The organism is Burkholderia sp. BCC1977 (assembly GCF_905339595.1).
Taxonomy (GTDB): domain Bacteria; phylum Pseudomonadota; class Gammaproteobacteria; order Burkholderiales; family Burkholderiaceae; genus Burkholderia.
This window is the reverse complement of record NZ_CAJPGQ010000023.1, coordinates 16866-41785: the sequence shown is the minus strand read 5'-3', so window position 1 is coordinate 41785 and position 24920 is coordinate 16866. Positions and strand designations below refer to the sequence as shown.

20 protein-coding genes and 1 pseudogene are annotated in these 24920 nt (G+C 67.8%); 15 read left to right on the top strand and 6 right to left on the bottom strand.

The window, feature by feature from the left end; all coding sequences use genetic code 11:
* Positions 1–14 precede the first annotated feature (14 nt).
* Positions 15–1214, bottom strand: coding sequence for an acetate/propionate family kinase (locus U5771_RS19715; protein ID WP_322025535.1), 1200 nt, complete (start codon positions 1212–1214; stop codon positions 15–17).
* An 8-nt stretch (positions 1215–1222) separates the two neighbouring features.
* On the bottom strand, positions 1223–2062 hold the full coding sequence (locus tag U5771_RS19710; RefSeq protein ID WP_322025534.1) for a universal stress protein: 840 nt from the start codon (positions 2060–2062) through the stop codon (positions 1223–1225).
* A 190-nt stretch (positions 2063–2252) separates the two neighbouring features.
* Between U5771_RS19710 and U5771_RS19705 the strand changes: the two genes are divergently transcribed.
* Genes U5771_RS19705 through U5771_RS19695 form a run of 3 tightly spaced genes read left to right on the top strand, consistent with a single transcriptional unit; the run spans position 2253 to position 4830 of the window.
* The gene (locus U5771_RS19705; protein WP_322025533.1) at positions 2253–2765 is read left to right on the top strand and encodes a hypothetical protein; all 513 of its coding nucleotides are present in this window, start codon (positions 2253–2255) and stop codon (positions 2763–2765) included.
* A complete protein-coding gene (locus U5771_RS19700) occupies positions 2762–3793 on the top strand; it encodes a bifunctional enoyl-CoA hydratase/phosphate acetyltransferase (protein ID WP_322025532.1) in 1032 nt (343 codons plus the stop codon). Before U5771_RS19705 ends, U5771_RS19700 begins: the two co-directional genes overlap by 4 nt.
* Positions 3790–4830, top strand: a complete 1041-nt coding sequence (locus tag U5771_RS19695; RefSeq protein ID WP_322025531.1) for a zinc-dependent alcohol dehydrogenase family protein — start codon at positions 3790–3792, stop codon at positions 4828–4830. The genes U5771_RS19700 and U5771_RS19695 overlap by 4 nt, the downstream gene beginning before the upstream one ends.
* Positions 4831–4924: 94 nt before the next feature.
* On the opposite strand, the gene U5771_RS19690 is transcribed toward U5771_RS19695, so the two are convergent.
* Positions 4925–6328 (bottom strand): MBL fold metallo-hydrolase, encoded by a 1404-nt coding sequence (locus U5771_RS19690; protein WP_322025530.1) that lies wholly within the window; start codon positions 6326–6328, stop codon positions 4925–4927.
* A gap of 858 nt (positions 6329–7186) precedes the next feature.
* Here U5771_RS19690 and U5771_RS19685 point away from each other — a divergent pair.
* From U5771_RS19685 to U5771_RS19670, 4 genes are all read left to right on the top strand, one after another.
* Entirely contained in the window at positions 7187–7993 is an 807-nt protein-coding gene (locus tag U5771_RS19685) for a transporter substrate-binding domain-containing protein (protein WP_322025529.1), read from the top strand.
* An 89-nt stretch (positions 7994–8082) separates the two neighbouring features.
* Entirely contained in the window at positions 8083–8769 is a 687-nt protein-coding gene (locus tag U5771_RS19680) for an amino acid ABC transporter permease (protein ID WP_322025528.1), read from the top strand.
* Complete coding sequence (locus tag U5771_RS19675; RefSeq protein WP_322025527.1) at positions 8766–9416, top strand: amino acid ABC transporter permease; 651 nt, start codon at positions 8766–8768, stop codon at positions 9414–9416. Before U5771_RS19680 ends, U5771_RS19675 begins: the two co-directional genes overlap by 4 nt.
* Positions 9403–10152 (top strand): amino acid ABC transporter ATP-binding protein, encoded by a 750-nt coding sequence (locus tag U5771_RS19670; RefSeq protein WP_322025526.1) that lies wholly within the window; start codon positions 9403–9405, stop codon positions 10150–10152. Before U5771_RS19675 ends, U5771_RS19670 begins: the two co-directional genes overlap by 14 nt.
* A 188-nt stretch (positions 10153–10340) precedes the next feature.
* On the opposite strand, the gene U5771_RS35620 is transcribed toward U5771_RS19670, so the two are convergent.
* On the bottom strand, positions 10341–11594 hold the full coding sequence (locus U5771_RS35620; protein ID WP_415859419.1) for a formylglycine-generating enzyme family protein: 1254 nt from the start codon (positions 11592–11594) through the stop codon (positions 10341–10343).
* A 30-nt stretch (positions 11595–11624) separates the two neighbouring features.
* Positions 11625–12326 (bottom strand): annotated as a pseudogene (locus U5771_RS35615) (caspase family protein); the annotation flags it as partial.
* A gap of 326 nt (positions 12327–12652) precedes the next feature.
* On the opposite strand from U5771_RS35615, the gene U5771_RS19660 reads away from it, so the two are divergent.
* From U5771_RS19660 to U5771_RS19625, 8 genes are all read left to right on the top strand, one after another.
* Entirely contained in the window at positions 12653–13081 is a 429-nt protein-coding gene (locus tag U5771_RS19660) for a DUF4399 domain-containing protein (RefSeq protein ID WP_322025524.1), read from the top strand.
* A gap of 42 nt (positions 13082–13123) precedes the next feature.
* On the top strand, positions 13124–13549 hold the full coding sequence (locus tag U5771_RS19655; RefSeq protein WP_322025523.1) for a DUF4399 domain-containing protein: 426 nt from the start codon (positions 13124–13126) through the stop codon (positions 13547–13549).
* 411 nt (positions 13550–13960) lie between these two features.
* A complete protein-coding gene (locus U5771_RS19650; protein WP_322025602.1) occupies positions 13961–15388 on the top strand; it encodes an efflux transporter outer membrane subunit in 1428 nt (475 codons plus the stop codon).
* A 191-nt stretch (positions 15389–15579) separates the two neighbouring features.
* Positions 15580–17439 carry an FHA domain-containing protein gene (locus U5771_RS19645; protein WP_322025522.1) on the top strand — a complete coding sequence of 620 codons (1860 nt, stop codon included), beginning with the start codon at positions 15580–15582 and terminating at the stop codon, positions 17437–17439.
* Entirely contained in the window at positions 17426–18835 is a 1410-nt protein-coding gene (locus U5771_RS19640) for an HlyD family efflux transporter periplasmic adaptor subunit (RefSeq protein WP_322025521.1), read from the top strand. Before U5771_RS19645 ends, U5771_RS19640 begins: the two co-directional genes overlap by 14 nt.
* A gap of 101 nt (positions 18836–18936) precedes the next feature.
* The gene (locus U5771_RS19635; RefSeq protein ID WP_322025601.1) at positions 18937–19689 is read left to right on the top strand and encodes a peptidylprolyl isomerase; all 753 of its coding nucleotides are present in this window, start codon (positions 18937–18939) and stop codon (positions 19687–19689) included.
* Positions 19690–19707: 18 nt separating this feature from the next.
* Positions 19708–22779, top strand: coding sequence for a peptidase domain-containing ABC transporter (locus tag U5771_RS19630; protein WP_322025520.1), 3072 nt, complete (start codon positions 19708–19710; stop codon positions 22777–22779).
* The gene (locus U5771_RS19625; RefSeq protein WP_322025519.1) at positions 22776–24095 is read left to right on the top strand and encodes a sigma-54 dependent transcriptional regulator; all 1320 of its coding nucleotides are present in this window, start codon (positions 22776–22778) and stop codon (positions 24093–24095) included. Before U5771_RS19630 ends, U5771_RS19625 begins: the two co-directional genes overlap by 4 nt.
* Positions 24096–24120: 25 nt before the next feature.
* Here the strand turns inward: U5771_RS19625 and U5771_RS19620 are convergent, their stop codons facing one another.
* Complete coding sequence (locus tag U5771_RS19620) at positions 24121–24891, bottom strand: PP2C family protein-serine/threonine phosphatase (protein ID WP_322025518.1); 771 nt, start codon at positions 24889–24891, stop codon at positions 24121–24123.
* Between the last annotated feature and the right edge of the window lie 29 nt (positions 24892–24920).

The following is a 24920-nucleotide window of genomic DNA, read 5'->3' as shown; positions in this document are numbered from 1 at the left end:
CGCGCTGATCTGGATCAAGCGTCCCGGTTGCCGTGCAGCACGCGCACGGCGGCACGCGCCGCGATCCATGCTTCGTTGGTCGGCTCGACGACCACCGTGACCGCGCTCGACGGAGACGACACGACATGCGCATGGGCGGCATTCGCACGCGCATCGAGTGCGATGCCGAGCCAGCCGAGCGATGTGCAGATCCGCTCGCGCAGTTCCGCCGAGTGTTCGCCGATGCCGGCCGTGAACACCAGCATGTCGAGGCCGCCGAGCAGCGCGGTCAGCGCGCCGGTCTCGCGCACGATGCGATGGACGTACAGCATCAGCGCATCGCGGGCCTGCGCGTCGCCGGCCGCTTCGCGCGCGAGCAGTACGCGCGGATCGCCGGACGCCCCCGATACGCCCTTGAGCCCCGACTCGTGATACAGCATGTGTCCCAGTGCATCGCCGGACAGCTCGCCGATCTCGAGCAGGTGCAGGACGACGCCGGGATCGAGTGCGCCGCAGCGGGTGCTCATCATCAGTCCGTCGAGCGCGGAGAAGCCCATCGTCGTCGCGACGCTGCGGCAGTCGCGCATCGCGCACAGGCTCGCGCCGCTGCCGAGATGGGCGGCAACGACACGGCCGTGCGCGCGGGCGCCGAACGACTCGGCGAGCGCGACGGTCAGGTATTCGTACGACAGGCCATGGAATCCGTAGCGGCGCACGCCCTGGTCGAACCACGCATGCGGCAACGGCAGCAGTTGCTCGGCGCGTGGCAGCATGCGGTGAAACGCCGTGTCGAACACGGCGATCTGCGGGACGTCGGGAAATGCGTCGCGCAGCACTTCGATCGCATCGAGGCTGTGCGGCTGATGCAGCGGCGCCAGCGGCGTGAGCGTGCGAAGCGCGTCCAGCACGTCGTCGTCGACGACCGCCGGCTCGACGTAGCGTGCGCCGCCATGCACGACGCGATGCGCAACGGCGCCCAGCGCGATATGCGGCAGTTGCATGCGTATCCACGCCGCGATCCGTGCGAGCACGGCGCGGTAGGGATCGCCGGCATCCAGCGGCAGCACACGGCCCGGATCGGCATCGAAGCGGATCGACACGCTGTTGCCGGCCGCGACCGCTTCGCCCTCGTGCAGCGGCCGCCGCGCGGGATCGCCGTGCGGCGGGTACGCAAAGATCGCGAACTTCACGCTCGACGATCCGGCATTGACGACGAGCAGCGCGAGCGTACGCATCGGCCGGCTCAGTGCGACATCAGCACGGGCAGCGTCATCGACGCCAGCACCGTGCGGGTGGCGCCGCCCATCACCAGCTCGCGCCAGCGCGGATGGCCGTACGCGCCCATCACGAGCAGGTCGGAACCCGTTTCGTACGCGCGCGACAGCAACGTGTCGCCGACCGCCGGGCCGGCGCCGGCCTCGATATCGAGCACGTTCACGTCGCGTGCATGGCGCGCCAGCATCAGCGCGGCATCGGCGGCCGGAATGCGCGTGGTCGCCGCTTCCGAATCGCCGTCGACCACGGCGGCGATCGTCGTGCGCTTCGCATGTTCGAGAAAGGGAAGCGCATCGTGCGCGGCGCGGGCTGCTTCCCGGCTGGCATCCCACGCGACGAACACCCGTTCGCCGACCGACGGGAATTCTCCCGTGTGCGGCACGAACAGCACCGGGCGACCGGCGGACAACACGAGGTTCTCGGGAAACTGGTCGTCGATATAGGTCTCGGGATCGTCGGGGTCGGTCTGGCCGGCGATCACGAGGTCGGCGAGGCGCGCGGCGCGCGGCACGGCTGCATTGGCGCGTTCGTCCGCGCGAACCCACGCGGCCGGCACTTTCGCGCGAGCCGTTTCCGCATGGAACAGGCGTTCCAGCGCGGCAAGCCGTTCGTCGCGCCGTTCGCGTTGCTCACGGAAGTAATCGGCGGACCCGGCCATCACGTAGAACGAATGCGGTTCCGGCGTGTAGACCGCGAACAAGCCGGTCAGATGCGCACCGAAGCGCCGCGCGACGCGCAACGCGAACTCGAGGCGCGCATGCGCGCGGACGCTCGTATCGAGGTGCACGACCATGCTCTTGTAGCTCATCGGAGTCGCTCCATCGACGGGTGATCCGCCAGTGCGATCCAGTCTACGGAGCGGGCTTTCCGCGCGCTTGACTCAGATCAACGGCAGCCGCGCGCGATGCCCGCACAGTGAAGCGGCCACGATGCCGATCCCGGGCAGGTGGCACGAGGCGGGATGCCAACCCGTCGACCGGATCGAAGGAGGGAAGCCGATGAGCCGATACGCTTTGACGACACCGAATGACGTTTGCCGCGCGGGCTGCGATCTCGCGTTGCGCATGGTCGCGCTGAATCGCGAATCGCAGCACGAATCGCGGCACGACTGGCAGCACGACTGGCATGCGCTGGCAGGGCGGCGCATCGAGCGGGACCGCGCCGCGGTTCGGGACTTGCAGCGGGCGCTTGCGGAAACGCAAGACTGGACGGCCTTCGGCGAGGCGACCCGGCAGGTGACGAGCGACTACGCGATCGCGAGCGTCGCGATCTGGCAGGATGCCGCCGCGCTGAGCATGCGTGCGCAATACGAGAGCGCCGCTGCGTGGCGTGACGGATTGCGCGAATGCGGCGCAGGCGCGCTGTCGCGCGATCACACCGCCGGGTTGCCCGATCCGGGACGACTGGCAGTGGTCAACGAGGCCGGCATGCCGCGGGCCGACGGGATGACGGCATGGGCGCGCGGGAGCGAGGGTGCGGCCGGCGTGCCGGCCCGTGTGCTCGAGACATGAACGGCGCCCGGCACCCGGATAGGTCCGGCGGCACGTGCCTGCCCGGCATGCTGCCGCGAGCGGACGGCGCCCTGTCCGAACTGATCGCGCGTGCGTGCGATGCGCCGCCGCTTGCGGTCGCCGTCGTCCATCCGTGCGACACGGCCAGCCTCGTCGCGCTTGCCGCGATCGACGCTTCGCCGCTGGGCGCAGCGATCGAGCCGCTGATCGTCGCGCCGCGCGCGAAGGTGTTGCGCGCGGCGGACGAGGCGGGCGTCGATCTGGCGAAGTGGACGATCGACGACGTGCCGCACAGCCATGCGGCGGCGGCCCGTGCGGTCGAACTCGCGGCGTCGGGCCGCGCCGGCGCGCTGATGAAGGGCAGCCTGCATACGGACGAGCTGATGGGCGCGGTCGTCGCCGCGGAATCGGGCCTGCGCACGGACAAGCGCATGTCTCACTGTTTCCTGATCGAGTCGCCGGTGTATCCGCGGCCGTTCATCCTGACCGACGCGGCCGTCAACATCGCACCGGATCTTGCGCGCAAGGCGGCCATCACGCAGAACGCGATCGACGTCGCGCATGCGCTCGGCGTTGCCTGCCCGCGCGTGGCCGTGCTGTGCGCGGTCGAGACCGTCAATCCGGCGATGCGTTCGACGCTCGACGCGGCGGCCCTGGCGAAGATGGCCGAGCGCGGGCAGATCACGGGAGCGGTCGTCGACGGCCCGCTCGCCTTCGACAACGCGATATCGCAGCGGGCCGCACGCGACAAGGGGATCGACTCGCCGGTTGCCGGCCGCGCCGACATCCTGGTCGTGCCCGATATCGAAGCGGGCAACATGCTCGCGAAGCAGCTCGAATACCTGGGCGGTGCCGCGAACGCGGGCGTCGTCGTGGGCGCGCGCGTGCCGATCGTGCTGACGAGCCGCGCCGACGGCGTGGCCGTCCGGGTCGCCTCCTGCGCGCTCGCGGTGCTGCTGGCGCAAGTCCGGCAGGCGGCCGCCCCGGTGCATGAACAGGCCCCCCTTTCGATGGAGGAACCCCGATGAAGGCACTCGTTTACCACGGACCCGGGCGCAAGGCGCTCGAACAGCGGCCCATGCCGGAACTGCAGTCGCCCACCGACGCGATCGTCCGCGTCACGCGCACGACGATCTGCGGCACCGATCTGCACATCCTCAAGGGCGACGTGCCGACGTGCGAGCCGGGCCGCATTCTCGGCCATGAAGGCGTGGGCATCGTCGAGCAGGTCGGCGCCGCGGTCGACTCGCTGAAGCCGGGCGATCGCGTGCTGATTTCGTGCATCTCGTCGTGCGGCCGCTGCGAGTACTGCCGCCGCGGGCTGTATTCGCATTGCACGACCGGCGGCTGGATTCTCGGCAACCGGATCGACGGCACGCAGGCCGAGTTCGTGCGCATCCCGCATGCGCCGACCAGCCTGTACCGGATTCCGGCCGGCGCGGACGAGGACGCGCTCGTGATGCTGTCCGACATCCTGCCGACCGGATTCGAATGCGGCGTGCTGAACGGCAAGGTGCAGCCGGGCTGCTCGGTCGCGATCGTCGGCTCGGGGCCGATCGGGCTGGCGGCGTTGCTGACCGCGCAGTTCTACTCGCCGGCGCGGATCATCATGATCGATCCGGACAGCAACCGGCTCGAGATCGCACGCCGCTTCGGCGCGACCGACTGCTTCGACGGCCGCACCGGCGACCCGGTTGCGGAAGTCATGAAGCTGACCGATGGCGTCGGCGTGGATTGTGCGATCGAAGCGGTCGGCATTCCGGCGACGTTCGAGATGTGCACGGCGCTCGTGGCGCCCGGCGGCGTGGTCGCAAACGTCGGCGTGCATGGCGTCAAGGCCGACCTGCACCTCGAGAAGCTGTGGGATCGCAATATCTCGATCACGACGCGGCTCGTCGACACGGTCAGCACGCCGATGCTGCTGAAGACCGTGCGCGCCGGGCGCCTCGATCCGACGCGCCTGATCACGCATCGATTCTCGCTCGACGACGTCGAGCGGGCGTACGACACGTTCGGACGCGCCGCGCAAACCCATGCGTTGAAGGTCATCATCGAAGTCGGCTGATTGCCGGGCGGCGCTTGACGGGAACCGGTGGGCGTCCGCTTCCCGTCACGCGCGTCCGGCAATCATCGGTCGGCATCGCCGGCATCGCCGTCGGTCAGGACGACAGCGCGGCGGGTTCCTGCGTGCCGCGTGATTCGACCTCGTCCAGATCGACGCACTGCGCGTAAGTCGGCACCTCGCACGGCCAGTGCAGGCGCTCCGAGATCCGCCGGCGCAAGGCGTCCGCGGCAGCGGGTTCACCATGGGTGATGAACGTCCGCACGGGAGCGCCCTGCATCGTGCCGAGCCACCTGAGAATCTCTTCGTAGTCCGCATGGGCCGAGAGTGTCGTGATCGACTCGACCTGTGCACGCACGCGGCCGTATTCGCCGTGAATCTTCAGCGTCGGCTCGTGCGCGGCGAGTGCCGCGCCACGCGTGCCGGCGGCCTGGTAGCCGACCAGCGCGATCGTATTGCGCGCATCGGGCGCGTAGCGGCTCAGGTGATGCAGCACGCGTCCGCCCGTCGCCATCCCGCTGCCGGCGACGATGACCATCGGGCCATGGTGTTCGGCAATCGCCTTCGACTGCTCGACCGACCGGATCATCGTCGCCGCGTGGCCGAGCGCGTTCGCTTCGGACGCGGTCAGCCGGTGTTCGAGGATATGGTGGCGGTAGATCTCGGTCACGTCCGTCGCCATCGGGCTGTCGAGGAACACGGGGACGCGCGCCATGCGGCCGGACGCCTTCAGCCGCGCGATGTAGTGCAGGATTTCCTGCGCGCGGCCGACGGTGAAACAGGGCATCACGACGACCCCGCCGCGCGCGAAGGTCGTGTCGAACAGCGCGGCCAGTTCGCTCTCGGGATCCGACGCCGGATGCAGCCGGTCGCCGTACGTCGATTCGACCACCAGGTAGTCCGCATGCGCGGGCGGCCGCGGCGGCTGCAGGATCGGGTCGTGATAGCGGCCGAGGTCGCCGGAGAACGCGAGCACCTTGTGATCCCAGTGCATCACGACGCTCGCCGCGCCGAGGATGTGCCCGGCCGGCAGCAGGCGGAACGCCACGCCGCCGCCGAGCGCGGTGCATTCGTCGAAGGTGACGGGCTGCAGCAGGCGCAGTGCGCGCTGCGCGTCGTCGAGCGTGTAGAGCGGTTGCGCCGGATGATGCTTCGAATAACCGTGCCGGTTCGCGAAGTCGGCTTCCTCCTCCTGCAGCCGCGCGCTGTCGCGCAGCATGATGTCGCAGAGTTCGGCCGTGGCCGCCGTGCAGTACACCGGCCCGCGATACCCGTCGCGCACCAGCACCGGCAGGTAGCCGGTGTGATCGACATGCGCGTGCGTGAGCACGACCGCGTCCAGCGTGTCGGGCGCGAGCGGCAGCGGGCGCCAGTTGCGCAGCCGCAGGTTCTTCGTACCCTGGAACAGGCCGCAATCGACCAGGATGCGCCGGCCGCCGTGCTCGACCAGGTACTTCGAGCCGGTCACCGTTTCGGTCGCACCGAGAAAAGTCAGTTTCATGGGGTGCCTCACCGGGAGTCGACGGAGCAATAAGTCGATTACATCCCTGGCGTGCGTGCGGTGGTTGACCGAAATCAGGAATTGCGGGATTCGCTTGAGGGCCGGGCGAGATTCCCGGCCGGCGGGCGGTTTGACGACGATCGCCCCCGGGCCGCGAAGGCGGCGGGATAGTGATTCCGTGCGTGATCCCGTGCGCGCGTGCGGTGTCGTGACCCCGTTATTCGCGCATGCCGCATGCGCGATGCATCGCGATGCATATCGGCATCGCGCATCTTTCGGGATGAACCCGGCCCGGCGGGCGGCGGCCCGCGTCGGGCGGATGCCGTCTCCGTCGTCGTGCGCGGTTTCAGTCGTCACCCTGCTCGAGCACGTTCTGCGTGAGCGTGACCGACGGAATCATCGGCTTGATCCGATCACGAACAGAATGCAAATTTGGACTGGACCTGTTCGAATCCATGCATACGGGCTCGGCTCTGACACCGCAAAGCGAGCAACTTGCACGACGTGCGTGATGCCGTGTATCGCGCGACTTCGGGCTTCGTTTCGATTGTCTTGATTTCTGCATTCCGCGCGTCCCGGATCGATGCACCGGAACCGGCGTGCGCCCGATACGCCGTCCGCCGATTCGCGGGGTGAACCAGTCAGGTAATTTGGTGCGCCGGCGCGCGCCGCGGATGGGCAACCCCGCCAGCCGGCGCCGGCTCATGCACCGAAATGAGGAATGCGATTCGCCTGAATTTCCGTCCGGTGCCGATGCAGCAAGCATTCCACGGCAATGGCCCGGTTTTTGCTGGAGTTGCCCTGGCCGCGCAACGGTTGCGCGTTGCCCGACGACATACCAGACAAGGAAGATTCACCGTGAGCCCGACGACTCGACCGTTTCCTCGACGCACCTGGCTGGCTGCACTGATCGCAGCCCCCGTGATGGCGCTGTTCGCCGCCGCGCCGGCGCAGGCCGACGCCCTCGACACCATCGCGAAAAACGGCGCGCTGCGCGTCGCGGTGCCTGAAGACTATCCGCCCTTCGGCTCGGTCGGCACGGACATGCAGCCGCAGGGCTACGACATCGACATGGCCGAACTGCTCGCCAGATCGCTCGGCGTGAAGCTGAAGCTGGTGCCCGTGAACAGCGCGAACCGGATTCCGTACCTGACGACCAACAAGGTCGACATGGTGATCTCGTCGCTCGGCAAGACGCCGGAGCGCGAGAAGGTCATCGACTTCTCGAGCGCGTACGCGCCGTATTTCCAGGGCGTGTTCGGGCCGGCCGACGTGAAGGTGAGCGCGCCCGCCGACCTGACCGGCAAGACGGTCGGCGCCACCCGCGGCGCGCTCGAGGAGATTGCGCTGTCGCAGCTCGCACCGAACGCGACGATCAAGCGCTTCGAGGACAACAACGCGACGATCCAGGCGTTCCTGTCGGGGCAGGTGCAGTTGATCGCCGCCGGCAACATCGTCGCGGCGGCGATTCTCGCGAAGAATCCGCCGCGCCGGCCCGAGGTCAAGTTCGTGATCAAGAATTCGCCGTGCTTCGTCGGCGTCAACAAGAACGAACCGCGTCTGCTCGCGAAGATCGACGACGCGATCGTCCATGCGAAGCAGGACGGCACGCTGGGCGCGATGTCGAGGAAGTGGCTCGGCCAGCCGTTGCCGGCCGGACTGTGACGGATCGCAGTGCCGCCTGATACACCGCCGCGGCCGGCAGCGCCGGCGCGGCGGGTGTCGTTGTCCGAACCTGAACCTACCCACTTGTCATGAGCTACCAGCTTCAATTCGGCGAGCTCGCCGAATACGCGGGCGTGTTCGCGAGCGGCGCGGCGATCACGCTCGCGCTGACCGCGGTCGCGACCGTACTCGGCGTGGCGCTCGGCGTGCTCGGCGCGGCCGCTTACAGCGCCGACGCGCCCGCGGCTGTGCGGCTGCGCCCGCTGATCGGCGCGTACGTCGAGGCGATTCGAAACACGCCCTTCGTCGTCCAGCTGTTCTTCATCTTTTTCGGCTTGCCGGCGCTCGGCGTGCACATCGACGAATACACGGCCGCGCTCCTCGCGATGACGCTCAATCTCGGCGCGTACTCGGTCGAGATCGTGTGCGCGGGCGTTGCCGCCGTCCCGAACGGGCATCTGGAGGCGGCGTCCGCGCTCGCGATGTCGCGCGCGCAGATGCTGCGCCACGTCGTGCTGCCGCAGGCGCTCGCCAAGGTGTTTCCGGCGCTCTCGAGCCAGATCGTGATCACGATGCTCGGTTCGGCGGTCGTGTCGCAGATCTCGGTGGCCGATCTGACCTACGCGGCAGGCTACATCCAGTCGCGCAACTTCCGCGCATTCGAGACGTATTTCGTCATCACGCTCGCGTATCTGGCGATGGCGCTGCTGCTGCGTGCCACGCTCGGCTCGATCGGGCGCCGCCTGTTCTCCCGTCGCCTGCGAGGTGCGCGATGACCGATTTCACGTTCGGGCAGATTCTCGCGAACCTGCTGCTGGCCGCGCGCTGGACGATCGTGCTGTCGATCGTGTCGTTCCTGTCCGGCGGCCTCGTCGGCCTCGGGTTGCTGGTGATGCGCGTGTCGAGCTCGCGGGTGCTGCGCGGCGGCGCGAAGCTGTACATCGAGATATTCCAGGGCACCCCGTTGCTGATGCAGCTGTTCATCGTGTTCTTCGGCCTGCCGCTCGTCGGGCTCGACGTGCCGCCGTGGGTCGCGGCCACGGCGGGGCTCACGTTCTTCACCAGCGCGTATCTCGCGGAAATCTGGCGCGGCTGCGTCGAGGCGGTGCCGAAAGGGCAGTGGGAGGCGTCGGCGAGCCTCGCCATGAGCTACGTCGAGCAGTTGCGTCACGTGATCCTGCCGCAGGCCGCGCGCATCGCAATCGCGCCGACGGTCGGCTTCGGCGTGCAGGCCGTGAAGGATACGGCGCTGGTGTCGATCATCGGCTTCACCGAACTGACGAAGGCCGGCATCGCGATCTCGAACGCGACGTTCCGCCCGTTCGTCGTATACGGCCTCGTCGCGCTGATCTATTTCGCGCTCTGTTATCCGCTTACCCGTTACGCGCGCACGTTGCAAAGGAGATGGCATGCCGCTCGTTGAAACCCGTGGTCTCGAAAAGAACTTCGGCACCCATCATGTGCTCAAGGGCATCGATTTCTCCGTCGAACGCGGGCAAGTCGTCTCGATCATCGGCCGCAGCGGCTCGGGCAAGAGCACGCTGCTGCGCACGCTCAACGGGCTCGAAAGCATCGACGCGGGCACGATCTCGATCGACGGCGAACGCGTCGATGCACGGCACGCGGACCTGCGTGCGCTGCGGCTCAAGGTCGGCATGGTGTTCCAGCAATACAACCTGTTTCCGCATCTGAGCGCCGGGCAGAACGTGATGCTCGCGCAGTCGGTCGTGAAGAACGCGCATCGCCATCAGGCGCGCGCGATCGCGGAACTGATGCTCGAGCGCGTCGGCCTCGGCGACAAGTTCGACGCGTTTCCGGAACAGCTGTCGGGCGGCCAGCAGCAGCGCGTGGCGATCGCGCGGGCGCTCGCGATGAAGCCGAGCGTGCTGCTGTGCGACGAAATCACGTCCGCGCTCGATCCCGAGCTCGTCGGCGAGGTGCTGGGCGTCGTCGCGCAGCTCGCGCGCGAGGACATGACGCTGATCATGGTCACCCACGAGATGAACTTCGCGCGTGCGGTGAGCGACCGGATCGTATTCATGCATCAGGGACGCGTGTGGGAGAGCGGGACGGCCGACGAGATCTTCGAGCGGCCGCAGACGGTGGAGCTGACGCGGTTCCTGGGCAGCATCCGGAACACGGAAGCGGTTGCGCGCTGATTCGCCATGCCCCTGGGGTGCTGACATCGTCGGCCGGAGCGTCGACAATCCGGCGGGTGCGCCGCGCCGGCGCGTGACGTTGCGCGCTGCTGGCACGCGAAGGCGTGAGCGGCCCGGGTGTTCGATGACGTGTGGGGAGGCTCCTTCACATGGCGTCCGTGCCATCTTCCGGTCGGATCGATATCGATCTACTTCACGTCCCGTGCCACGCGAAACCCGTTTGCCGAGTAACGTACGCTGCTGTCGTACTTGAAGCGTGTCGAGACGGGCATGTAGCCCGCACCGTCCCGCCACGAGCCGCCGCGGATCACGCGGACCTGGCAATTCGGCTCGTCCCACGAGCGGCCGTCGGCAGGCGCATTCCGGTACGACGCGTGCCAGCAATCGCTGACCCATTCCCATACGCCGCCGCCCATGTCGTAGAAGCCGAGAGGATTGGCCGCGAACGAGCCGACGTTGTCCGGCGCCTCGGCACGCCACGGTGGGCCGCAGTCCTTGCAGTTTGCATTACCGGGGCGCATTTCGTTGCCCCACCAGAAGCGCGTCGCGGTACCGCCACGGGCCGCGAACTCCCATTCGGCCTCGGTCGGCAGCCGGTAAGACTTGCCGCTTATTTTCGACAGCCACTTCACGTACAGTTGCGCATCGTCCCAACTCAGGTCGCGCACCGGCGCGTTCGCGACCGTATTGCTGTCGTTGGGCAGGCGCGGGCAGGCGCCCGCATCGCGGCACGCGTTCCACTGCGCAACGGTCACCCCATACTTCGCCAGCGCGAAGGCATGATCGAGCGTCACGCGATGCGCGGGCTTTTCCGACGGATCGCCCGAATTGCTGCCCATCGCGAACGTTCCTGGACTGACCGCCAGCATGGCGGGGCATGCCGGGCAATCACGGATTTCATTGGCGGGCGTCGCGCCGCCTTTCTGCGGGGGGGCAGAGGTGGCCGCCGCGGCAGCCGGCGGCGGGGCTTTCGGCGCTGCTTTCGGCGGTAACCCAGGCGTGTGCGCAGGCTGCGCCGACGCCGGTGCCGGCGACGCTGTTTGAGCCGGCGCCGGAACGGGGGCGGGGGCCGGCGTGGAGCTTGCCGCCGGTGCGGGCGCGGACGCCGCGGGCGCCCTGGACGCGGCCGCGCGCAGTCGTGTGAGACGGGCCTGCGCCAACTGCGCGAAGCGGCCGTTCGGGTAGGTCTTCAGATAGGCTTCGTAGTCGCCCGCCTCCTTGCTGTCCTTGATCGACTCCCAGAACGTAATTTCGTACTGTTCGGCGCTGTCCTTCGGCATCACGCCCCGGCTAGCGAGCGCCACGACGCCGACGTCGGCCAACCGGTCGGATCGTTGCGCCGTGCCGCCGCCGGCCTGCGCCACGCCGGTTCCTGCGCGACGCGGCCCGGTGAACGCAAGCGTCGCTGCCGCGTCGGACAGGGAGGACGCGATCCACGGCATCTGCCGATGGCCGGTGGCGCGTTCGACCATCGCGCCCGCACGGTCGAACACCTGTGCGATACCGAGCCCCGGCAACGCGAGCGTCTGCAGCAGCGCCGCCGTGTAGACCCCATGCGTTGCGCCGTCGGCCGCGCCTTCGCCGGGCGCTGCCGCGTACGCGACGAGCGTATGCGGCGGCGGCTTGCGGGCCGCCACGTGACCGGCACCGGGAGGCGCGATCAGACAGGAATCCAGAATGATCAGATCAATCCGGTCGCCGGGTGGCCGCGACGTCGCATCGAGCACGGTTTGCAGGTCGATACCCGTTCGCGACAGGCTGGCCGGAGAGCCGACGTCGGCATCGACCGGCGCGAGCCATGTCGTTCCGCCGACGCTGGTGCCGTGGCCCGCAAAATAGACCAGCCCGGTACCGCTGGCCGCGCTGTGGCGTTCGAACGCGGCCAGCCCGTCGACCATTTGCTGCCGGGTAGCGTCGCGCAACGTGATGACGTCGAAGCCGAGCGCCTGCAGCGCGTCGCGCATCGCATCGGCGTCATGGACGGGATTGGCGAGCGGATGATCGCGATAGGCGCCGTTGCCGATCACGAGTGCGACGCGATGCGGTTCGACTGACCCGGCGCGTGCGGACGCTGTCGGCGGTGCGGGAAAAGCATGCAGGTCCTCGCCGGAGCAGGTGCTCGATGCCACCGAGATCGACGCAAACAGGCATGCGGGCAGGAGTATTCGCCACATGTTCAGCCCCCCCAGGGTGCGCCGTCGGACGAGGTGCCGAAGGCGGAGCGCAGCCAATGCCGGGTGTTCGGTCGCGGCGAGCGCAATGCGTGCTTGCGCCAGGCACGGGCGCGGCCGGGACACATTCCAAGATAGCACGTGCGATTGGCGGCGATCACCGGATCCACCCGTGGGTCCTGCAAAAAACAGACATGCATGCGCACGCATCGCGGCGGCCCGTCACCCTGGGACATCGTTATGTGTCTTCCTGTCGATTACGTCCTAAGCTGTTAGACACGCTCCACTGTCCGACGCCGCGCGCCGCCACCCACGCGAGGAGCAACACGATGCGAAGAAGGGCTACGTTGCTGGTTTTGGCCGCCACCGTCCTGGCGCCGAGAATCGCGTTCGGCGCCGGGCGTACGCCTTCGCCGCCCGGCGCCGAGGCGTACATCATCTGGCCGTCCGACGGTGCAACGATCACGGGCGGCAAGTTCTGGGTGCGCATGGGCCTGCGCAACATGGGCATCTGCCCGAAAGGCATCGAGCGGCCCAACGTGGGCCATCATCACCTGCTCATCGATACCGATCTCCCGCCGCTGGACCAGCCGATACCGTCGGACCGGAATCACCTCCATTACGGCGCCGGTCAGACCGAGGCGCGCATCGAGCTTCCACCCGGCAAGCACACGCTGCAGTTGCTGATGGGCGACCACGACCACGTGCCGCACGATCCGCCGGTGTACTCGAAGAAGATCACGATCACGGTCAAGTAGCGCGCCATGCCACGCCTGCCGCCCGAACCGGGAATTGCCGCCATGAACAAGCTCATCCTCTTCGCCGTTGCCGTGACGCTGCTATGGACGGGGGCGGCGACCGCGGAGACCAGCACGCATCCCCCGAAGGCCGTCGTCTACATCGGCTGGCCCAACGATGGCCAGGTGATGCCGGCCGGACGTTCGTTCCGGGTGTGGTTCGGCTTGCGCGACATGGGTGTCGCGCCGTCGCACGTGCAGTTTCCGAACACGGGCCACCATCACCTGCTGGTCGATACCGACCTGCCGCCGCTGGACCAGCCGATTCCATCCGACCGGAATCACCTGCATTTCGGCGCGGGCGAGACCGAGACCACGCTGGAGCTTCCGCCGGGCAAGCACACGCTGCAGCTGTTGATGGGCGACGCCAACCACGTGCCGCACAATCCCCCCATCTACTCGAAGAAAATCACGATCTACGTGAAGTGACGTCGCGCCCGCCGATCGACGATCGCGCGGCACACGCGCGCCCGCGTGAGCGGGCAAGCGCCGCACGGCAACGCTGCCGCCCGTTGCGCGAGTGTCGGTGCGTACCCGACATCCCGGGCCGGAACTGTCTGCAAAGACCCATCACGCAGCATTGATCCGGGTGCCGCGCACGCGGCGCCCCAATCCCCGTCCTGGTCGCCCGGACCCGCGTTCGCGAGCCGCGCCGGCAGGATTCCCGCCGATCCCGCGAGCGGCTGGCACGCCCCATGCGAGATGAGAGGCGAGCGTGCCACGCTGCAGCACCGACACCAACACATTCCACCGATCCCGCATCGTCGCCGCGTCTCTCTCAAGGAGTCGATCGTGAACACCCACCTGTCGCCGACTGCCACGCGCAACTGCCGCGGCCTCATGCGTTCGCTGGCCCGCATCGCCGGTTCCGCCGGCGCATGCGCGGCGTTGCTGTCCGGCTGCATGGACCTGAAGATGCCCGTCTACCAGCGCCCCGAGATGCCGGCCAAGACCACCTGGGCGCACGCGCACGGGCCGGTATCCGCGTCGGACGCGGTCAACGCCGAATGGTGGAAGAGTTTCGACGATCCGACGCTCGACGCGCTCATCGACAAGGCCATCGCGGGCAACGTCGATATCAAGGTGCTGGCGGCGCGCATCGGCGTCGCCGGCGCGCAGGTCGGCGAAGTCCAGGCGGGCGCGCTGCCGAGCGCCGACCTCGGCGCGGGCGTGGACTTCGAGAAGAACACGCATCAAACGCTGTCGAAGTCCTACAACCTCGGCAGCCAGGTGAACTGGGAGATCGACATCTGGGGCAAGGTCGAGAAAGGCGTGCAGGCGCAGAAGGCCGAATACCGCGCGACCGAAGCCGACTGGCGCGCGGGCTACCTGACGCTCGTCGCCGACGTGTCGAGCACGTATTTCCGGATCCTCCAGTTCGACGACCAGATCGAGCAGGAACAGCGCACGCTCGACAAGAACCGGCAGATCCTCGCGATCTATCAGTCGATGCTGGCGAACGGCGTCGCGCCGCAGACCGAAGTGCTGCGGCAGAGCGCGGAGATCAACGGGCTGGCGAACGAACTGATCGAACTGCACCGATCGCGCGACACGGCCGAGAACGCGCTCGCGACGCTGCTGGGCGTGCCGGCCGGCGAATTCAGGATGCCTGCCGGCCATCTCCGGCAGCGCGTCAAGCTGCCGGACGTGCCGATGGGGCTGCCCGCGCAACTGCTGGCGCGCCGGCCGGATGTCGTCGCCGCGCAGTATCGCGTGCTCGAATCGTATGACGAAGTGGGCGCGGCGAAGCTGGCGCAACTGCCGTCGATCAGCCTGACGGGGCGCGGCGGCACCGCGGCGTTCGCGCTGTCCGATCTCTTCAAGGCCTTCACGTTCAGCTTCCTGCCGAGCATCAACCTGCCGATGTTCGACCCGGGCGTGCGCGCGCACATCAAGACGACCGACGCACAGACCAAGGTCGCCGAGCAGCAGTACCGGCAGACCGTGTTCACCGCGTTCAAGGAGGTGGAAAATGCACTCGTCGATCTCGACGCGCACAAGCAGCAGCGCGTGCAGCTTCAGCAGCAGAGCGCGCGTTTGCGCACCGTCGCAGCGCAGGTCGAGGCGCAGCTCAAGGAAGGGCTCGTCTCGCAACTCGAGGTGCTCGAATCGGAACGCTCGGTGGCGTCCGCGGAACTCGCGCTGCTCGCCAATCATCAGCAGATTCTGAGCGACACGGTCACGCTCTACAAGGCGATCGGCGGCGGCTGGCGTGCGGTCGAAATCTCGAATGCCAGCAGCGAGCCGGCCGGCCACGCGATGCAATGAACACGCCAGCCCTGCGCAGCCGCGCGATCGGTGCCAGCCGATTGACTACCGCCATCCGTCGCCTAAACTTTTTTCACGATCGTGCCGCCACGTGCCTTGGCGGTGCGGCTTCACACAGGTGGTTCGAACGCGCGTCGCGTTTCCTGCGCCGCGTGCCCATTGGCGGGCGCATGTCGATCGTTGGCCGAATCATGGTTTCAGACGCCGCTTCGATTGCCGGGAAACAAGCCGCGCTCGACCGGCAGTTCGACATCGTGCTCAAGCCGGTTTCGCATCCGGAGCTGAGCGAGATCCGGATCGACAAGGCACTGTTCGCCGTCGGGCGGACGAACACGCCGTTCGCGTCCGCGCGGCCCGAGCTGGTGGCCGACCTGTCGCGCCGGCACGCGCGCATCTTCTTCGAAGGCAGCGCGGCCTATGTCGCCGATCTCGGCAGCAAGAACGGTACGGCCGTCAACGGTGTCGATGTCGGCGACAAGCCGCACCTGCTGCGCGACGGCGACGAACTGCGCTTCGCCGGCGCGCTGGCGTACCGCGCCGCGTTCGTGCCGCGCGCGACGCATCCGCCGGCGCGGCCGGCCGTCGTCACGCTGGCGCCGGAGCGCGGCGATCTCGGCCTGCAACCGGTCATCATTACCGCCTTTCCGTTCCTCGTGAGCAAGACCGACGACACGTTCGCCTGCTACCGGAACGCGTATCCGCACCAGGTCAACTATCTGTCGCGGCGTCATGCGCACATCTACGTGCAGGACGGCGACGTCTTCGTGGAAGACCTCGGCAGCACGAACGGCACGTTCGTCGACGGCCGGCGCCTCGACGAGCATGCGGTGCCGCTCGGCGACGGCGCGATGCTCGCGTTCGGCGGCGACCACTTCGTCTATCGCGTCGGCGTGCAGCGCGAGCCGGGGCCGGACTCCACCGTGACGGCCGCGTCGTCGCCCGGCGCCGCCGCGAATGCGGCCGCCGCGGACCCCGACCGGACCACCTTCGTCGATACCGCGCATTCGTTCCTCGACATCTTCTGCACGGTGCCGGCCGTCCAGCAGGACGACGAGGTCAACCCGCACGCCGCGCATGGCGCCGCCGAAACCGCGCATGACGCGCGCCACCGGCGCGGCAGGGTCGAAGTCTTCCTGTCGGAGCTGAGCGAGGCGTTCGGCGGCAGCGGGCACGTCAATTTGCGCCGGCTCGGCGGGTGGAGCGGCGGACTGCTCGCCGCGCTCGTCCTGCTGCTCGCGACGCTGTACTTCCGGGACGCGCCGCTGCGCGAGATGCACGCGCTGCTGGCACGTGGCGACACCGCGCAGGCGGCACAACTCGCCGACCGCCGTCTCGCGAGCGATCCGGAAGACCCGGCGTTCCGCGCACTGGGTACCGAGGCACTCGTCCGGTCGAAAGTACCGGACTGGATCGCCGCCATGAACGGGCGCGCCTTCGACCGTGCCCGTGCGGTCGTGCAGGACATGCGCACGCTGGCCCGCCATAACGCCGACGCACGGCCGCTCGTCGACGAAGTGGCGTGGATCGGCGAGCTGCAGGCGTTCGTCGCCGGTCGCGGCGGGTCGGAAGCGCCGATCCGCATCTATCGCGACGAAGCGCCGATCAAGGCCCTGACCGGCCGCTGGAACGATGACCCGGGTGCGCATCAGCGGCTGCTCGACCGGATTTCGTCATACGTTCCCGCGTTCGGCGTGCTGTATGCCGACGCGCTGAGTCAGCTGCGCCGGCTGCAAAGCGACAACTCGGTCTATGTGGCGGCGCTCGAGCGGTTGCAGCGCGCGATCGCGTCGGCACTCGACGACGACCGGCTCGACGCTCTCCCGGCGCTGCTCGCCGATGACGAGCAGCGCTATCCGCGCCTCGGCGGCCTCGACGCCGTGCGGGCCGATCTGCAGCAGTACCTGCAGTTCGAGAGCGACGCGCGGGCCGGCCACGGGCCGGCCGTACTGGAGCGCCTCAAGCAGTTCCGCTTCGCGACGCCGCAATTCGCCGCACATGTCGCGACGCTGGAACGGCTCGCTTCGTCGGGAGGGCGCGGTGAAGCTCGATAGTCTCCTCAGGCGCGCGCGGCAGGCGGCGCCGCCGGAGCCGCCGCGCTCGCTGGGCGAAGCGCTGGAGGATCACAGCGCCGAAGGGATCGCGATCCTGACGGCGCGGCCATGGCGGCTCACGCAGGCGACCATCATCGCGATGGTCGGGCTCGTCGTGTGTGCGCTGCTGTGGTCGTTCGTCGGCCGCGCCGATGTCATCGTGACGGCGCAGGGCGCGCTCGCGCCGGAGTCCGAGGTGCGCCGCATTTACGCGCCGGTCGACGGCGAGCTGGTGGACATCTATATCGCCGAAGGTCAGCCGGTCGAAAAGAACGACGTGATCGGCCGGATCAACGCGCGCGGCGCGATCGAGGCGGCGACCAACGCGCTCGATGCGCGCCTCAAGCTCGACGACGCCGAGCGCGAATGGAAACAGTTTCCGGACAAGAAGCAGTTGATGGAGCGCAAGGCCGACGCACTGAAGCAACAGATCGAGGTCGAAGAGCACCTGCACCAGAACCGCATTGCCGAAGGCACCAGCAAGCTCGCGCAATCGCAGCGTGCACAGATCGACGAAGCGCGCAGCAATATCGACAACGCCCGCCACGCCCTCGATCTCGCGAAGGACGAACAGGACAAGTACGCGCGCCTGTTCGCGCTGCCGGGCGGCGGCGGCGTGTCGCAGAGCCAGGCGGAACAGAAGCGCAGCGCGTACCTGCAGGCCCAGGACAGCTACCGCGTCGCGCAGGCGCGGCTCACGCAGCTCGAGGCGCAGCAGAGCCACGAATTCGCGCAGGCGAAGGCGCAGCTCGAAGGCAGCGGCGAGACGCTGACCGGGCTGCGCATCCAGTACGACGCGACGGTGCGCGACATCGCGAACACCGAAGAGAAGCTGCGCCTGCAGGTGCAGACGGCGCGCCTCGCCGCGGATGCCGCCGCGCGGATCCGCTTCGAGAACATCGACAAGGACAATTTCCTGCTCGTGCTGGCGCCCGTCTCCGGCGTGATCACCGATGTGACCACCACGCAGCCCGGCGACAAGATCCTCGCCAACACACCGCTCGGCAGCATCGCGCCGTCGGATGCGCGGCCGGTGGTGAAGGTCGCGATCGCGGAGCAGGACCGCGCCTTCCTTCATGAAGGCTTGCCCGTGAAGCTCAAGTTCAATGCGTTTCCGTATCAACGCTACGGCGTGATCGACGGCACGCTCGAATACATCTCGCCGGCGACGAAGCCGCAGGCGCAGACGAAGGAACCCGTCTACGAGGGCCGGGTGGCGCTCGTGCGCAACGCGTACACGATTGCCGGCACGACCTACCCGCTGCGCTACGGGATGACGGCCACGGCGGAAATCGTGGTGCGCGAGCGCCGCCTGATCGGGTTCGCGCTGGACCCGTTCAGGCAGATCGCGGGCTGACGGGACCGCCACGGCGCAGGGGCATGCAGGCACGCGGCGATGCAACGAGGCACCGGCGGCGCATCACGGCGCTCGCCGCTGACAGGATCAAGGGGAACGAGATGACGGCAATAGTGCGTATCGACGACGAGGTGATCGGCACCGACGACTTCATCCGCGTGCTGAAGCTCACCGGGCAGTTCGAGGGGCTCGTCGAACAGCAGGTTCGCGACCGGCTGACGGTGATCGCGGCGAGGAAGATGGGCATGCAGGTGACGCCGGAAGAAATCCAGGAGCGTGCCGACCAGTTCCGCCGCGTGCGCGGCCTGCACCGCGCCGCGGACATGAACCGCTACCTGGACGTGTTCGGCGTCAGTCTCGACGAGTTCGAGCGATTCATCACCGACACGCTGTACCAGGAAAAGACGCTCGACACGGTGTGCAGCGATGCGGCCGTCGAAGCGTACTTCAAGCTCAATTCGCCGAAGTTCGACAGCATCGAGGTCAGCCACATCGTGCTCGATTCCGAAGGCAAGGCGCGCGAGATGATGGCGCTCCTGGAGGACGACCCGGGCTGCTTCGGCGACATGGCGCGCGAGCATTCGATCGCCGACACGAGCGAGCGCGGCGGCGTGATCGGCAAGGTGCTGCGCGGCTCGCTGAAGACGGATATCGAGGCCAAGGTGTTCAACGCGCGCGTGGGCGACCTGCTCGGGCCGTTCGCGGCGCCCGACGGCGCGTTCTTCGAAATCTTCTCGGTGACCGCGAAACACCCGGCCGCGCTCGACGCCGACGTTGCGTCGGAGGTGCGCCGCCTGCTGCGCGAGGAGTGGCTCGCCGAGCGCGCGCAGGAACACATCATCGAGGCACGCTGATCACGGAGAACCGCATCGATGGACGCACAAGCCCCCGCCCCGGCCAGCACCCCGTCGCTCGCGGCGTTTCTCGCGTCGGTGGAGCCGCTGTCGCTCTTCTCGCACGACGAACTCGAGCGCATGGCCGCCCATGCGCAGGTGCGCACCTATGCGTTCGGCGACACCGTCTGCAATCGCGGTGAAGCGGCCGAGGGCCTGTATGTGCTGCGCTTCGGGTCGGTGCGCCTGATCGCGGACGAGCGCGGCAAGGAAACCAGCGTCGGCGTGCGCAAGGAACGCGAAGTGTTCGGTGAAATGGCGATGCTGCGCGACTACTGGCACGAAGTGTCGGTGCGCGCGTCGACCAGGACCGAGGTGCTGTGCATCCCGCGCAGCGCGATCGAGCCGATCGTGCGCGACAATCCCGCCGCGCAGTCGTTCGTGACGAGCTATGTCGCGATCAGCTCGGCCGGCGGTTTCGTGACGCGGCTGTTCGACCTGCGCGGCAAGCTGACGCGCGCCGAACTCGAGGAATACGTGTCGAGCGTCGGCGTGAAGCGCGTGGCGGCCGGCAAGGAGATCGTCCGGCAGGGGCCGGGCGGCGACCTCCGGCTGTATGTCGTGCGCCAGGGCGAGGTCAGCGTCTCGTGCCACGAGGACGGCAACGACTATCCGCTCGCGACGCTCGGCGCAGGCGAGATCTTCGGCGAGCGCGCGTGCCTGTTGCGGCAGGAACAGGCGGCGACCGTCACCGCCGTGACCGATACGCGCCTGCTCGTCATCCCGGAAAAGACCGTGCACTTCATGCTCGAGCGCAACCCGAAATTGCGCGAGGTGCTCGAGGAGCGCATTCGCTTCGTCGATCAGGAACTGAAGCGGCAGAAGAAGCTCGCCGAACGGCGCCGCCACCCGCTGCAGATCGATATCGGCGCCGACGCCGCGTTCGGCGAGCGCATGATCAAGCGTTTCGTGCTGGTCGAGCAGGCGGAGGAAATGGATTGCGGGGCGGCGTGCCTCGCGATGATCTGCCGTCACTACGGCGTCGCGATGACGCTCGGCAAGCTGCGCGATCTCGCGAACGTGACGACGCAGGGCGCGACGCTCGACAGTCTCGCTCGCACCGGCGAGGCGGTCGGCTTCGCGACGCGCGGCGTGCAGTGCACGTACGAGGCGCTGCTGGGGTTCGACCTGCCGTTCATCGTGCACTGGGAGGGATACCACTACGTCGTCGTGTACGGCGTGTCGAAGTCGTGGGTGCGGATCGCCGATCCGGCGCTCGGCTTCAGGAAGCTGAGCGTCGAGGCGTTCGAGCGCGGCTGGAGCGGCACCTGCCTGCTGTTTACCGCGAGCGGGCCCGCCGCTGCGCCGGCCGAGTCACGCTCGCCCTGGGTGCGCTTCATCGGCTATCTGCGCCCTTACCGGAAGATCCTCGCGCATCTGTTCCTCGCGACCTTCGTGATCCAGGTGCTGGGCGTCATACCGCCGCTCATCATCCAGAGCATCCTGGACGGGGTGGTCGTGCACCAGAACGTCAGCCTGCTGCACCTGCTGATTGCCGGGCTCGTCATTTCGCATGTGTTTACCCAGCTGATGACCACGATCCGTGCGCATCTTTCCAACTTCATGGTGCGCAGCCTCGACTTCGCGATGATGTCGCAGTTCTACAAACATACGATGTCGCTGCCTTATTCGTTCTTCGCTCGCCGCAAGAGCGGCGACGTGTTCGCGCGCTTCCAGGAAAACCAGACGATCCGGGCGTTCCTGACGGAGTCCACCGTGACCACCGCGCTCAATCTTCTGATGATCTTCATCTACTTCTCGATCATGTTTCTGTACAACGTGAAGATGACGCTGGTGCTGATCGCGTTCGTGATTCCGATCATGGCGCTCACGGCGCTCGCGACCCCGAAGCTGAAAGGCTATGCGCGCGAGGTGTTTGCCGCGTCCACCGATGCGAAGTCGCTGCTGATGGAGACGCTCGGCGGCGTCGAGACCGTGAAGGGCATGGGCATCGAGCGGTCGGTACGGCTGAAGTGGGAGCGCAAGTATGCGAAGGCGCTCGACGTCCAGTACCGTGCGCAGGCATTCAATATCGTGGTGGCGCTGTGCAGCCAGCTGCTGAATGCGGCGACCACCATCGTGATCCTGTGGGTCGGTGCGAACCTCGTGCTCGCGCATGAACTCAGCATTGGGCAACTGATCGCCTTCAATGCGTTCATGGGCAGCGTGCTGGCGCCGCTGATGGGACTCGTCGGCATGTGGAGCCTGATGAACGACGCGGCGGTGGCGATGGAACGGCTCGGCGACGTCCTCGACATCGCGCCCGAGCAGCAGCCGTCCGAACTGGCCTCGCGCGTGCTGCTGCCCGACCTGCAGGGCGACATCAGCTTCGATGGCGTGTACTTCCGCTATGGCGGCAACGAAACGCCTTACGTGCTCGAGAACATCAACTGCACGATCAAGCGCGGCGAGATGGTGGCCATCGTCGGGCGCAGCGGTTCGGGGAAAACCACGCTGGCGAAGCTGCTGGTGGGCTTCTATGCGCCCACCGACGGCAAGATCGTGGTCGACGGATACGACATGAGCGCGATCGACAAGGCGTACTACCGTGCGCAGATCGGCTATGTGATGCAGTCCAATCTGGTGTTTTCCGGATCGATTGCCGAGAACATCGCCTGCGGCGACACGAGCCCTGACTGGCGCCGCATGGAGGAGGTCGCACGGATGGCCGACGCGCACGCCTTCATCAGCAAATTGCCGCTCGGCTACGAGCAGGTGGTGGGCGAGCGCGGCGTGGGCCTGTCGGGCGGCCAGATCCAGCGGCTCTGCATCGCGCGCGCGCTGTATCACGACCCGCGCCTGCTCGTGTTCGACGAGGCGACGTCGTCGCTCGACACCCAGTCGGAGAGCAACATTCTCGCGAACATGCACGAAATCCTGCAAGGGCGCACGGCGGTGATCATCGCGCACCGGCTCAGCACCATCATGCGTGCCGACAAGATCCTCGTGCTGTACGAAGGCGCGATCGTCGAACAAGGCTCGCACGACGAACTGGTCGCCCTCCAGGGCATGTATTACCAGCTCGTGCAGAAACAGCTGGGTGCCGCATGAAACTCTTCGACCCGCACGGATTCGGCAACTCCGCGGTCTCGTATGCCGGCCTGCTCGAGAAGATCGAGATCCTGCGCTCGATGCTGCGCTGGGCCCCCAAGCTCGAGCGTGCCGACATCGAGAAGCTGCTCAATCAGGCGAACGTGCTGCGCGACGAAGTCATGCAGATGTCGCGCAAGGAGCGCTTCGTCGAGGCCGCCGTGGCCGCGCCGGAGGCGCCCGACGCCGCCGATACGCCGGAGGCGCCCGCGCCCGCGGCGCAACGACGCCGACAGGCGCTGATCGAGCGCAGCTTCATCTTCGAGGGCATTTTCGGCGACAACCCGAAGCTGCTCGCCGCGCTCGAAATCGCCGAAAAGGCCGCACCGACCGATCTGCCGGTGCTGATCGACGGCGAGAGCGGCACCGGCAAGGAACTGATGGCGAAAGTGATCCACGCGAACGGGGCGCGCGCCGACCGGCCCTACATCTCGGTGAACTGCGGCGCGATTCCCGACAACCTGCTCGAATCCGAGCTGTTCGGCCATCGGCGCGGCGCGTTCACCGGCGCGTCGAACGATCGCAAGGGCAAGTTCGAGAGCGCGCACACCGGAACGATCTTCCTCGACGAAATCGGCGAGCTGCCGCTGTCGGGCCAGGTCAAGCTGCTGCGCGTACTGGAATCGCACGAGATCCAGCGGGTCGGCTCGGATGAGCCGATCAGCGTCGATACGCGCATCGTCGCCGCCACCAACAAGAACCTGAGGCAATTGAGCGAGCAGGGGCTCTTTCGCGAGGATCTGTTCTACCGCCTGAGCGTCATTCATCTGACGTTGCCCGCCCTGCGCGAGCGTCGCGACGAAATCCCGCTCCTGCTCGCGTACTTCGGCGACGAGGCGGCAGGGGCACTGAAGCGCAGGCCCATCAAGACGACGCCGAAGCTGCGCGACTTCCTGCTGACATACGCGTATCCGGGCAACATTCGCGAGCTGCGCAACCTCGTCTACCGCCTGTCGTGCCTGGCCGGCGAGGTCGCGGATATCGAGCACCTGCCCGAGGACATCCGTCCGAAAGCGGTGTCGGCCGCCATTCGTGCGACCGATGACGGCACCTCGGGCAGGCCGATGTCGCTCAGCGACGCGAAACGTGCGGCGAGCGACGAGGCGGAGCGCGCGTTTCTCGAACGCGGGTTGCAGGAGACCGGCGGAACCGTGGCCGAACTGGCGCGCCGTTGCGAGATGAACCGGTCGCACCTGCAGATGCTGCTCAAGAAGCACGGCATCCGTTCGAAAGCGTTCCGTCATCAGGAACCCGCGACACCCGACAAGGACGCGTAGGCGTCACGCGCGTCCGCTCGATCAGTCAGCGTTGCACGGAAGGATTGGCGAGCGTCCGGTCCGACGCATCGGGATCGGACGCGCGGATCACGACCGCGGTGACGTTGTCCCGGCCGCCCTTGCGCAACGCGAGGGCGACGAGTTCGTCCGTCGCGCGCGCGCAATCGCCGCAGGCGAGCGCGGCCGAGATGTCGGCTTCGTCGATCTCGTTGCTCAGGCCGTCGCTGCACAACAGAAACATGTCGCCGTCGCAGACGTCGATGCGTCGTTCGTCGAGATGCAGCTGCTCGGCGGCGCCGACGGCGCGCGTGATCAGGTGCTGCGACGGGTGATGGCGCGCCTGTTGCGCGCTCAGGTGGCCCAGCGCCTGCAGTTCCACGACGTGGCTGTGGTCGAGCGTGAGCTGCGTCAGGTGCGCGTCGCGGTACAGGTAGATCCGGCTGTCTCCGGCCCACAGCCAGCCGCATTGACGGCCGCTCGCCAGCAGCACCGCCACCGTGCTGCCGATCATGCGCACGCCGCGCTGGACGGCCGATTCGCGCAAGTGCGCGTTGACGGCATCGAGCGCGGTCCGCGCTGCCTCGACGAAGTCCGCCAGCGTGGCCGGGGCGGCCAGCCGTTCCAGCGCTTGCACGATCATCCGGCTCGCGAGGTCGCCGGCCGAATGTCCGCCCATGCCGTCCGCGACGGCCCACAGGCCACGGTGCGGCAACGCGAGGCAATCGTCTTCGTTGATCTCGCGAACCCGGCCCACGTCAGTGCGTGACGCCGAAGTCCATTGCAGTTCTGCGCTCACGGCGCGCCATTCCTTTTCATCCAGGGACT